Here is an 11,816-nt window from a genome sequence, read left to right on the forward strand (position 1 = left end):
GGTTTGGGGAACTCCGCCAAGATCTTTTAAACAACAGCCAAGTGCATAAATAAAGTCTTCAAGTTTCTGACTGGGCACCGCCAGGGCAAAACAGTAATCGGAATATGGCAAGCAAGCTACAAACACCTGAACTTCGATCTCTTCCCCGGTATCCCTATCAATATAAGATAAAGTCTTTCCGGCGTAGTCAATAAAAAGCTTATCACCGGGCTTGTGGTCCAATACCATGGAAGGCTTTCCACTGCGCAGGTATTGCTGGAGGTGCCAGCAGAACTGGCCATAGCTATAGGGATAAGGATTACCTGTTTTATACTCCTCCCAGAGCAACTGCCGGGTAACACCTACTTTTTTAAGTTCTTTGCTGTAGTATTCCAGCTGTGTCTTAAGATGCTCGTAACGCTCGTCTTTGTAAGCTGGGTTTCCGGGCCATATTTTCCCTTCCAGTACCGGGTCTTCCATTGCCAATAGAGCTTCCATTGAAAGATCGCCTGCACGTGCCTTTTTAATATATCCTTTTACAGTATTCTTGCTGATCGAGAGGGTCCTGGCAATGGTTTTTATGCCCTTGCCCTGTTTGTGCATACGAAGTATTTGCTTTACCTGACTCATTCGTTTTGGTTTTCCGGCCATTACTTATCTTTTGATGGTATCCATCAAATAAACCAAAACCAATACAAAAAGCTGAGGGGTCAATATGCTCCTGAATAAAAATTCGGGGGGTCAACATGCTCCTGAATCATTTTTCCAGCCAGCTTTTTTATTTTCTAAAGGGGTCAGCATCCGCCGGAATGACAGATACCTAAAAGGTAGGCTTCAGAGGGGTCAGCTTAGTCCTGAATATCCATTAGAAGATGCAATATGGTTTATAGACGTTTTAGACAAGAGATGTTCAGAGTCTCTGCCCGAGTCAGAAATTAATAAAATCAAAAGAGACATCATACAAAAACTTGAAGAAGGAGATCTGATCCCTATTGAGAACTGGCCACGATATGTAGTTTTTTCAAAAAACGTCTCTACAAAAGAGCGCCAAATCATAGGTGCTCAAGTAGCAGGTAGAAATAAAAGAAATAAAACCTTAAGAAAAATACATGAATGTTTGGACGATTGGGACTTACACAATGACGGAAAGGTGACCAATAAGAAGATAGCTGAAAAGACAGGTCTTGCAAAAAAAACTGTGGATAAATATTCCCCAAAATTTCGAGAGCAGAAAAAATTAATAAATGAAAACTTTGTTATTTGAAATTTTTCCGCTCCTCTTACCTTCGTAGATAACCCTTGCAACATATTTTATACAACATAGCTTTGACATAAAATTTTAACCTTTTTCTACTTGAAAAAATTTGCGTGAAGCTCCTGGGAAGCTGGCAGATCTCGAGAATTGGAGTTCTGTCAACTCCCTTTTTCTCTTTTATACTTAGGAGAATCAGGACCAGTAGACCCCTCCTAAATTAGAGTAAGAAAACTCTTTTAAATATCACGTCTAAAAGAACATCCTAATAGTTTCTATAATTACAAATTTCTTGTAAAGCTTCCAGCTGTTTATGGTGCAATTTGATAAGTTCTTCTCTTTTTATTTTTACCCTTATTTTACCGAACCTATCATAAGGATGTGCATCAGTTCTTTGATTTCTTTTCGAATTTATTTCCTCCCAGTATCGATTTGTCTTAGGAAAATCTTCTTCAATAATTTTGGCATTTAGATTTACTCCAAACTCATTAGCTGCTTTCTTAATTTTTAGACGGGCACAAATTGTATCAAAACATAGATTGTTGAAATTATTAAGATTTAGAATTGCAATAGCAGGTTCACTAAATCTAAACTTCTCATAGGCAATCAGGTTATCATTAAGCTCCTTGTATGTTTCATCGGAGCTCCAGATGTTTCTGTTAAAAAAGGTTTCAGAATTTTGAATTTTATATTCTTCTTTCAAAGTTTTAGTTATGAAGTCGTCGAAATCTCCACCTTTAATAGCTTTTACATATGAGTTTAAATCATTACTGTACTCAATATCTAGAAAAATCATTAAGTTTCTTAAGGAAAGATAAAGTCCTTGTAAAGCTAAAATATCATTCTTCTCCTGAAGTAATTTTATGGTAAAGTACTTTTTGAAGGTAAGATCACCAGATAAAATAAATTTATATTCATTTATTTTCCGTTTAATGAAATAGTTGTTATTATTTTCATTTAATAAAATTTCAAACAAATCTGTTTTTTTATTCTGATATAACCAATCGACCATGAAATACCTTACTAACCAATTCCGATTTGTTTGTGTTGCGTAGGTACCGAAAACCTTCTCATTAAACTGAAGATTTGGAAACCACTTAAAAATTAGAGCTATTATATGGTGGAAAAGGATATCCTCGTCAATTAAAATTGCTTCTAAAAAAGAGATTACCTCTTGATCTCCATCGTAATGCTTCTTTAGATAAAAAAGAATTGTATCGAAATGGGTCAAAAGCAATTCATAATTCGAAATTATTAGCTTTTTGACATCATCATCCTTATTTAATTTAAACAGAGAAAAGCTTATAACAGTTTTATCTAGATAATCTTCTTTTCTTTTACTGTCATCTTCTTCAAAACAATCAATAAATCTCGTTTTTAGCTTCCTATGAGTTTTTGATTTGATAGAATTTTTTTCCTTTCCCTCAGTGTTTTTTCTGTATTCTTTGGTTATTGCCGAAAAGCTATTGTTTTGTGTTTTTAGCTCCTTTTCAATATCTAAAATTTTCTTTGTTTTAATTTTATGACCTTGAGGAATAAGACCAATGTCCCGTGAAATTAAGTCTAAAGCTGCTATTGCTTTTCTAGAGGTGCGAACATTTTTGCTAAAAATTCTAATATCATCAACATATCTTAGATACTGAATGTCCAATTTTTTTGATGTAATTTCTTCATCTAAATACATTAGATAAATATCAGCAAACAATGGTGAAGAAATGGGCCCTTGAGGTATCCCATGCTTTGAATGAAAACCTTTATGGTTATAATCTGCAGTCCATGTCTCCAGACATTTACCGAGCAAAATCAAAACATTGTCATCTACAGAATATTTTAGATTTAAAATTTCTAACAATATCTGATGATCAATTGTATCAAAGAATGAAGCTATGTCAAACTCTGAAAGATATTCATAACCTTCTTTAAAATACTTTATTGATCTTTTGGAAAAGTCCTTCCAACTTGCCTTCCAAGGTTTATAAAAGAATATTCGGTCCTCCTCTGGCGCTGACGTAATATTAGGGATATTTCCGAAAATTTTTCTGGAATATAGCGGAGCTGTTTGGTCGTAAGTCACGTCGGCAACAACATTTGCGATTGCTTGATAAACTATGAGATCTGTAAATTTTAAAACTGAGAGGGGCCTGACTAATTCATTCTTTTTGGGAATGAATAATTTGTTAGACTTTTCTGGAGAGTACGTACTGGATTCTATTTGATTTATCAGGGTTCGCAGGTTACTTTCAAGAAACGTCTCAAAAATCTTAAGATCTGGATAATAGATTGTTTTGTATAGATTTCTTTGAGCTGTTTTTAATCTGTAAAAGGCAATTTCAAAATTTTCTAGACTTAAAAATCTACTATATTGATTCATTTAATTTTATTTTCTAAATCGTTTGTCAAACAACAGTGCGAGCTGTCGAATCTTGTTGAACCAAAGACAATCAGGCGTTACAAACGATCATTGACATTTGATTGAGTTAAGGTAAGTAGTGTTTTTATTCCTCGTTAGCCACTGGTCTTTGTTCTTCACATGCTATTAAGAACTTAATACCTAATGAAGTAATTCGAAAGCCGAAATCATCTGGATCGTATTCTGCTTCAATTGGATAATATTCGCTTCCTTCTTTTTCAAAATGTTCGATTTCAAGCTCATCAATAACTATTCTGGGAGGAAGTTGCCTAATTAATCCTAACCTTTCCAAGTTTGAATATTCATAATCTTCTAGGCCTTCTATGAGAAACCCTTCCTGTTTAAGTCCGTTTATTCTTGAAAACAATTCTCTGTACTCTTGGGCAAAGAAAGCAACTCCATCTTTCTTCATTTTTTCAAATTTTACTTCCTCTTGAATTAAAGATTTTTCCTTTTGATTAAATTCAAAAAGTTTTTCAAATTCATTTAGGGATATTTGACTTAATATATAAGGGAAGATGTGATTTTGTAAGCTTTGCTGAGAATCGGCAATGTTCCCAATCATATAACTCCATTTATCTTGCATTTCCTCGTTTTCTTCTAAAGAGGCACTCTCTAATAGAGGAACAAGTATCTTAGTCGGTATTGCTTTGATCTTAATATTTTTCTCCTTTACATATTTTTCTGCCTTAATTAAAATGTTAATCTGATTCTTAAATCTGAAATATTTAATTTTATCTGAAATTAATAGACCAACTTCTTCGAAAGTTGGACCAATCAACTTTGAAGCAAAATCCTTGATGAGGTCAAGACCTTTTTCAATAGTAGATGATTTTAAATTTAATTCTTTGCTCATTTATTTAGATTAAAGGTTTAAACCGTGATGAACAAATTGTGAAGCTTATGGCAATCTTCACAGCATTCAAAATAGGGTTTAGGGAAGATTTCTCTTTCTGTTGGACTGGCAGTCGACAGCTCCGATAATAGAAAATGGAAAATTATTTACTAAGCGCCTTTACTATTCTATCTTCATTTATAAGTACATCCCTAAAAAGCACGTGGGGGAACTGCTTATGACTCGAGGATTTAAAGGCATCATGGATTTGCAATAAGGATGAAGCTGTAATTAAAGAAAGATTTAATTCAGTATTCATCTCACAGTCTGTTATGAAATCATCACTAAATTCAGGAGCAAGAAGTAAAATTTTCACCACACGCCTATCATTCTTTTCAACTAATTTCTTATAGGCCTTTAATTGCCTTGAAACTGTACTAAACTTGTTGTAGCCTCTTTCTTTACTTGTCTTACATTCCACAATAATTACATCTCCGTTTTCAATATGTAATAGGATATCCACCATGTCTTTATTGGTATTCAAGCGCTTCTTCAAATCCTCATCTACATTAAATCCCAGCTCTGTAAAGATTTTCCTGGTCAGCTCTTCGAACTTTAGCCCCAACTCACTTTCTTTTGTTGAAATACCATTGCTCTTTAATCCATTAAGGTCTCTGTAAGCGACCTTCTCATAGTTTTCGAGGAAAAGGTTCTCTGCATCCTTATAGTGCTCTAGGATGTTCAAAATATCATCACCACGTTGTTTGATTCCATTCTCGGAGATGAATAGCTTCAAATCATCCTTTGCAATTAGATCAAGAATGTCCCTCGGTTTTATGTTGTAATCAAGAAGAAATTCAGCATGTAAAACAAACTCCTCCTGTAGCACAAATTGTTTCTGAATTTGCTTGTTTAGCTTAGGCAAAGAGATATTTAGTTCCGCTAACATTTTTTCATATCCGTCAAGAGCAATATTTATTCTTTCATCGTTCTCAACATTATCAAAATATTCGACTAAGCTTTGAATTTTGTCTTCAATGGTGCTTCCTCGGAGGTTCTGTATTCCTAAGCTCTTCTCACACAGTTTATTTAATTCACTCTTTTTCTCTGTTAGGTTCGCTCCCTTTTTATGTATGTCATTCTTCAACAGCCCTGTAAAAGAAATTCCTTCCTTGATGATCTCTTCAATTTTTTCAGAAAAGCGAAGGTCTTTATTGATGTTATGTTTTCGAGCTATTTGATTGATTACTGGCTCCCGAAGTATCCTCAGGGTTCTGCGTAAGAACTTGTCGGCTACCTCTTTTTCCCTGACTCTTCGCAGTACTCTTACCATTTCATCTGCAACATAAATGGTATTTTCTTTTTTTGAAAAGAACAGCACACCAATATTCTTTAAGTTATTGATCACATCCAGCACTTCCTCCTTTTTAATGGGAAGTATCGAATAATTAATAAGCTTGATTTCTTCTTGAGATAGTTCTAACTCCTGAGATAAGGTCAGAATAATTGATAGCTCGTCTGAAGATATTCTGGCATCCCTATTGTTCTCTAAATCGTTGTGATAAGACGTCTTAAGACAGGCCGAATATATGGTGTAGTCTCTTTTGCGCTCCTCTGAAATATCAGATTTGTCGCTTTTTAATTCTTCCTGGAGTTTCTTCGTTTTTGTCTTTAAGTTCCGAATTTCCGCTTCATATAATCTTGAAAACCAGTCCTGCTTCATTATACAATTGCCGTCCTGAATAATTATATCTGTCAGAATATCGAGCTGAGAGGATGTATCCTGAAATTCACACATCAAGTAATCATAAAATTCATTATTAATTAATGAAAATACTTTAGAAATATTTCTACTGTCAGCGGATTTTAGTCCCCTATCTGCAGAGCTTAAGATTTTCTCAATTTCTTTAGCGTTCTTAGGATTACTGGAGATTATGTTGTCTATAACCTTTATGAACGAATTTTTCTCTATTGAACCCAGGCGATCCAAGATTTTCTCTAACTTCATTGTTTTCTTTATTAAGAGTTAATCAAGTTTTGTGCAATGAGAGGTAGGGGGTCTTTTGCTTTAACTTAATAGGAAGTGTTAAATATATCAAAAAAAAGATTACAGCTTGGTAATTCTTCTTTGGAAATTATTTGGAATTTGAAATAAGAATAAAAACAGAATGGCGTGGGTTTTTCAAAAAGTTTCTTGATGTCAACCTAATTGCGAAAAAACTGATAAAGAAGTTAAAGGAGTACCTAATAAGACGTCTCTAGGCTCTGAAATCTTATTATGGAGTAGATTACATCTGGAAGATTAAGACCTCTCAGAACGTCTAAAATACCATTCTTTTGAGCTGTTAATCGGGACGAAGAGGTGGTGTCAACTTATTCAAACAGCCAAGCTTGCGACCTCCATTGTCCGCTACTCATAATCAGACGTTGCAAGCGAGCACGGACTTTCGAATTGAGACAGGTTTTAGGGTTGTTTTTTATATGTTATAGGCAGTTTTTATAATTTTCAAGTTCCTTAGTGGTACAAGCAAATATGAAATCCTCGGATCTGTTGAAAACAATGTGATTTAAACAGTTTACTTTTTCCTCTGTTGCTTTAATATGATCGAATTTTAATCCCTCATCTTTGTAATGAATTTTTAGAGCAACTTTTGGGCTTAAGGGATAATAAAATTCTAATGATTTAATATTCCCCAATTCATCTCTTTCATCCTCAAGTAAATTGGTGATCGGTTGGTCGGAAGTTATAAAATCAACTTTGGAAATATTTTCAATAAAAATAAACTTCGTTTGTTTATAAAATCTCAGTCCGTTCGCCATTCCTGTGGCTAACACAAATGATAGTACGTGAAAATATTTTGGAAGAATGGTCAAGTGATTTTCAAATTTCTGGCTAAAAGTATTCTTCATCTTTTTAGTCCGCACATATTGAAAGCATAAAAAAATTAAAGTTTTAATTAAATACTCTTCATCTTCCAAAAACATCAAATCTTCAGGCTTTTGGACCAGCATCAATTTATGTCCGAAACTTTCGAAATCCGAATGAAAATCTTCCATCAGATTAATCTTCATTAGATCCAATTTTTCTTCTATTTCAGATTTATGTTTTGTTGGAAGGTCCTTGGATTCTAAAATTCTCTTGAATCTGGAATAAGTTGTAAAGAGATCGAAGTATTGTTGGTAAATTTCTTTTGTGTCATCATTACTTAAATTAGAAATTAATTGTTTTAGAACAATTTCCTCCTCAACAGTAAATTCTACAAGTGAATAATAGAATTTTTCTTGTGCAACACCCATTAAATTTGGTGTAGCAATTTTCTTTTCTTTTTTAATGAGAGCAGGGATTATATCCTTAGAATTAGACCAAGATCTTAGATAATTCCTCCAAACATAATGTTGTCTTTTCTTTTTAATATTTCACTCTATTAAATTGCCTACAAAGTCCCATATAAAAACAGTGCCGCTGGCGAGCCTAATTTTCCGCAGGAAAATCAAGCGCAGTAAGCGAGTACGGAATTTCGATTTGAGACATGTTTAAGCGTTGTATTTATATCCAGATGGGCAAAATTTTATCTTTTCGTTTCTTTTTCTGCTGGTTTATTCAATTCCTTTAGAGATCCTTTAATAAAAGTTACCTTAGGAATTGTTCTTCCAACCCCTGACCATCTGATTCCCCAATGAGGTTTACTATAGAAAGTTGTATTTGGTTTTGTTTTATACTCCTGGTTCCAAGCTTTCGTAACCAGGATTACTTTATGATCAGTTTGGTTAATGACCTTCCCTTGTTTTCTTGTACCAAATTTTTCTTTTGGGTTAATGTATATTATTTCTGTGGGGAGAAAATCTAAATAGATTAAACATCTGAGAAATTTTTTCCATACTTCCGTTTCGATATCTTCTGCGATTATTTTTTCATTGTCATTCAAATTGAAGGTGAAAATTTTAAGGTCAGAATAATTATCTTTTAAGGAAACCGTAAAATTCATCACTTTTAGCTTCTCATTTACTTCTTGAAATATATAAAGCTCAGTAGAGTCCACTATAATTATTCCGTTTGAACTTTTTCTTTCCTTAAGAATATTACAGTCGAATTCATCCTGAACTTTAATTGTATGAAGTGTATCAATTACAGAGTTAGAAAAAACGTACTTTTTCTTAGCATTAATATCCAAGAACAAATTGATTTCATTATCGTCAGAGTCGCTCCAATCTGGAGATTTTTCTCTTAAACTCTGGACTAACTTTCCTTTAGATTTTCTTAAAATCTCTAAACTGGAATCCTCTCCTAATTTCATTTCTGTTTTTTCAATTTTGTAAATGTCTCATATAAAAAAGGGCGAGCTGGTGAGCGTGATTGTCCGCAGAATAATCGGCTATCAAGCGATTGTCTGCAGGACAATCCGCAAGCATGGTGTTTCGATTGGAGACTGATAAAGGCATTGTTTATATGGATTGTTAGCAACTGGCTTTCAATAGGGAATAAGATATTTTCTAAAATATTTTGAATAAGACTTCAGTTCAAAGTACTTAGGTAAAAGACGTAATTTTAAAAAACCGTAACTTTTTTGTATCCTAAAAATGAGGACAAGAAAATATATAAATAATCCTTCGATGAAAACCGTCAAAATAATAAGAAGAATACCAGTTGTAGAGATGAAGTTGCCATATAATATTTTCGGAGAAATAGTTAATTTTGGAATTTCATCAATTTTTAATGGCAAAAAATGCAATGGGTAGATTACGATTAGAACCACACCTATTATTAAAAAAATCAGAGTAATTATTAATGGTTTAATCCCTTTTTTTGAAATCTCTATATCCAGTTTCAGTTTATTAAAATTTGCTATTAGATATTCACTTTCTATTTTTAGCTCATTAATCTTTTCTCTTTCTAATTCTAACTGATTTCTTAATCCAACAGGTTCTATGTTTTGCATAATAGAATGAGGAAACCCATAGTCTTGTTCAGGTATTTTTTCTCTTATTACCTTATTTAAGGTCAAAATACACTTGTCAGTTCTGAATAAATTAGGTTCGATTTTAAATAATTCTTTCAATTTTTCTGAGCGGTTTAAATTTTCGAAAACACCTGATTTTATGGCTTCATCTACATTTGAACTAATTTCTATTAAAGTTTCATCATACCACTCAAAATCTATATTTGAAATTTTTTTCCGAATTTTTTCAAATGAAATAGCAAAATTACTGAGCTTGTTTGATTGAATTTCCTTTTTATCTCCTTCTCCTAATAATTTAGAAATAGTAAAAGCTCCAATAATAGCAATTAGTGCAGCTCCACATTGAGCGAACGATGCAAAAAACCAATTATAATCAATAGTCATCAAATTCAGAATTTTTTTCCGCTTACAGCTAACGTCCCGTATAAACCATGCGAGCGGGGCGAGCCCAGTTGTCCGCAGGACAATCCGCTGAGCAAGCGAGCACGGAGGTTCAAATTGAAGCAGGTTTTAGCATTGTTTTTATATGTTGTGAGCCACTGTTACCTTAATTCCAAACTTTTTCGAAAGTCAAATTTAAATCCGTTGTATGTGGATAAACTACATAAATTGGAACATTTGGGAACCTTAACTCTTGAATCTCTAATAGTAATTCGTAGAGATTCATATTGTTATCTGGAATTTTATGACCAATATAAATTCCTTTTACGATTTCGGGAAAATATTCTATAGTTCTAGTTTTCTTATTCAGCTCTGCAATAATTCTCCATTCCTTCTCATATTCCCATTGCTTAAATTTTGTAGTTAAAACGTAATGCATCGCAAATGAATAATTCTTTTTGATTTTTACAGGTTTCTCTGGATAAATTACTCGAGTTAGAGATTTCTTATCAAATGTTTCTTTAGGCATTTTGACATCAATTCCATCACCTTCAAATTCTAGTACAAAACCATTATAATTATCCGCATAATGAGCCCACATTAGATGATTATTAATAGTTTCTGAGAATGATGTTACCCCAATATTTTTATAGTTGTTTCTTTTAACTGATTTAAGTTGCTCAAGATTTGAAACATCTTCAACCAAATTAATATTACAATCAAAAGGATCATTAAAATCACCAGGATTAGCTAAGTAAAAATAATTTCTAAACAGGCTATCAATATTATTAAGATTTAAAGAATAATATTTATATAGTTTATCAGCTGTTTTAGACAAAAGCTTGTCATTTTGATACGTATCCCAATTACCTGTTTTTGAATTTAATTCCAATCTATATTCTTGGTCAATTTCAAATTCCTTCATAGGTAATTGTGACTAAGGTCTCGTGTAAAAACTGTGCGAGCTGGCGGGCTTGATTGTCCTGCGGACAATCCGCTGAGCAAGGGAGCACGGAGTTTTGAATCGAGACAGGTTTGAGCATTGTTTTTAGCTGTTAGCAGTAGGTGTTTTATCATGGAATTGTAAAATATGTATTTGTTTGTTTAACCATTTTTAGAGCGAGCCACCATAAATAAATTCCGTAATAATCGGTTTCAAAAGGTGAAATTAGACCGTGACATAATCGATTTCTGAAGTTTACACTATTTCCATCAACTAAAAAGTTGTTCAATTCCAAAATTAAATCTCGGTCACAAATTTTATTAAGCATCTTATTATTTTCGTCTGTGCTTAATATACTTCCCAATGTATTGTCGTTCTGAATTTCTTCTGCAAGTTTTGTGGTGTTTCGTCCGTTTAATTCGATTAAGTTTTTTAAGCTATTTTCTATTTGAGGGATAAGGATATGTGATGCATGTACAAAATTGTTTTGAAAACCACAGTGAATACCTTCAATAAAAAAATGTTCTCTATCTTTTGGGATAAACCGACTTTCAGAATCAACAATCATCATTGAAACAAAATCTTTTGTCAATTGTTGGTCAAAATCCATGATAGATTTAATCTCTCTAAATAATGAAATTGTGGTATTTCTATAATGACTTCTTGTAAGATTTAAATAGTAATTTTCTTCATTTGATTTACCACTTACTGTTCCTTTATTGGTTATATGTACATAGTCTTTAAACAAATGCCCTAAAAAAGAATGTTTGTCCCTTTTTTCATTAATTGCTTCGAGCATTTTCGATTCGATAATTGGAAAGTCTATTAAGAAATTGAAGCCACTTTTAAAATCTTCAATATTTTGGCTGGCAACTAGTTCAGGAATATTCAAGGTCGAACTAGTATGGATGACAATTTTTGAAAGCATTTCGGAATAGATTGACTGTTCTATTGTATCCACCCCACCAACTGCATCTTGATTAGCTGACTTTCTACCGATAGCTTTGCTGCTCTAAAATAATATTTATTATGAGCAAACAGGAAGAAATGTACACTTT

Annotated in this window: 10 protein-coding genes; 1 reads left to right on the forward strand and 9 read right to left on the reverse strand. The window is 32.9% G+C overall.

The genetic code is table 11. The features are described 5' to 3' along the window. Positions 1 to 630 (reverse strand): LuxR C-terminal-related transcriptional regulator (locus tag IE056_RS17930; protein WP_189606367.1); only part of this gene is annotated, 630 nt, incomplete at its 3' end. Between the two features lie 64 nt (positions 631 to 694). Here IE056_RS17930 and IE056_RS17935 point away from each other — a divergent pair. Then, positions 695 to 1,243, forward strand: a complete 549-nt coding sequence (locus IE056_RS17935) for a hypothetical protein (protein ID WP_189606368.1) — start codon at positions 695 to 697, stop codon at positions 1,241 to 1,243. Positions 1,244 to 1,496: 253 nt separating this feature from the next. On the opposite strand, the gene IE056_RS17940 is transcribed toward IE056_RS17935, so the two are convergent. The 8 genes from IE056_RS17940 to IE056_RS17975 form a co-directional block, all read right to left on the reverse strand. Next, on the reverse strand, positions 1,497 to 3,602 hold the full coding sequence (locus IE056_RS17940) for a reverse transcriptase domain-containing protein (protein WP_189606369.1): 2,106 nt from the start codon (positions 3,600 to 3,602) through the stop codon (positions 1,497 to 1,499). A gap of 124 nt (positions 3,603 to 3,726) precedes the next feature. Next, positions 3,727 to 4,497, reverse strand: a complete 771-nt coding sequence (locus tag IE056_RS17945; RefSeq protein ID WP_189606370.1) for an Abi-alpha family protein — start codon at positions 4,495 to 4,497, stop codon at positions 3,727 to 3,729. A 142-nt stretch (positions 4,498 to 4,639) separates the two neighbouring features. Then, the gene (locus IE056_RS17950) at positions 4,640 to 6,484 is read right to left on the reverse strand and encodes a hypothetical protein (protein ID WP_189606371.1); all 1,845 of its coding nucleotides are present in this window, start codon (positions 6,482 to 6,484) and stop codon (positions 4,640 to 4,642) included. Between the two features lie 476 nt (positions 6,485 to 6,960). Continuing rightward, the gene (locus IE056_RS17955) at positions 6,961 to 7,890 is read right to left on the reverse strand and encodes a DUF4238 domain-containing protein (RefSeq protein ID WP_189606376.1); all 930 of its coding nucleotides are present in this window, start codon (positions 7,888 to 7,890) and stop codon (positions 6,961 to 6,963) included. 155 nt (positions 7,891 to 8,045) lie between these two features. Then, entirely contained in the window at positions 8,046 to 8,771 is a 726-nt protein-coding gene (locus IE056_RS17960) for a hypothetical protein (RefSeq protein WP_189606372.1), read from the reverse strand. A 174-nt stretch (positions 8,772 to 8,945) separates the two neighbouring features. Beyond that, complete coding sequence (locus tag IE056_RS17965; protein ID WP_189606373.1) at positions 8,946 to 9,818, reverse strand: hypothetical protein; 873 nt, start codon at positions 9,816 to 9,818, stop codon at positions 8,946 to 8,948. A gap of 163 nt (positions 9,819 to 9,981) precedes the next feature. After that, positions 9,982 to 10,740 (reverse strand): DUF2971 domain-containing protein, encoded by a 759-nt coding sequence (locus IE056_RS17970; RefSeq protein WP_189606374.1) that lies wholly within the window; start codon positions 10,738 to 10,740, stop codon positions 9,982 to 9,984. A gap of 148 nt (positions 10,741 to 10,888) precedes the next feature. Beyond that, positions 10,889 to 11,686 carry a DUF4209 domain-containing protein gene (locus IE056_RS17975; RefSeq protein ID WP_189606375.1) on the reverse strand — a complete coding sequence of 266 codons (798 nt, stop codon included), beginning with the start codon at positions 11,684 to 11,686 and terminating at the stop codon, positions 10,889 to 10,891. Between the last annotated feature and the right edge of the window lie 130 nt (positions 11,687 to 11,816).

The organism is Salinimicrobium marinum, from assembly GCF_014651535.1.
Taxonomy (GTDB): Bacteria; Bacteroidota; Bacteroidia; order Flavobacteriales; family Flavobacteriaceae; genus Salinimicrobium; species Salinimicrobium marinum.

What these genes read in the sequence shown, in the direction of transcription:
- IE056_RS17935 (WP_189606368.1), top strand. Translation starts at nt 695, where the DNA reads ATGCTCCTGAATAAAAATTCGGGGGGTCAACATGCTCCTGAATCATTT.
- IE056_RS17940 (WP_189606369.1), bottom strand. Translation starts at nt 3,602, where the DNA reads ATGAATCAATATAGTAGATTTTTAAGTCTAGAAAATTTTGAAATTGCC.
- IE056_RS17945 (WP_189606370.1), bottom strand. Translation starts at nt 4,497, where the DNA reads ATGAGCAAAGAATTAAATTTAAAATCATCTACTATTGAAAAAGGTCTT.
- IE056_RS17950 (WP_189606371.1), bottom strand. Translation starts at nt 6,484, where the DNA reads ATGAAGTTAGAGAAAATCTTGGATCGCCTGGGTTCAATAGAGAAAAAT.
- IE056_RS17960 (WP_189606372.1), bottom strand. Translation starts at nt 8,771, where the DNA reads ATGAAATTAGGAGAGGATTCCAGTTTAGAGATTTTAAGAAAATCTAAA.
- IE056_RS17965 (WP_189606373.1), bottom strand. Translation starts at nt 9,818, where the DNA reads ATGACTATTGATTATAATTGGTTTTTTGCATCGTTCGCTCAATGTGGA.
- IE056_RS17970 (WP_189606374.1), bottom strand. Translation starts at nt 10,740, where the DNA reads ATGAAGGAATTTGAAATTGACCAAGAATATAGATTGGAATTAAATTCA.
- IE056_RS17975 (WP_189606375.1), bottom strand. Translation starts at nt 11,686, where the DNA reads ATGCTTTCAAAAATTGTCATCCATACTAGTTCGACCTTGAATATTCCT.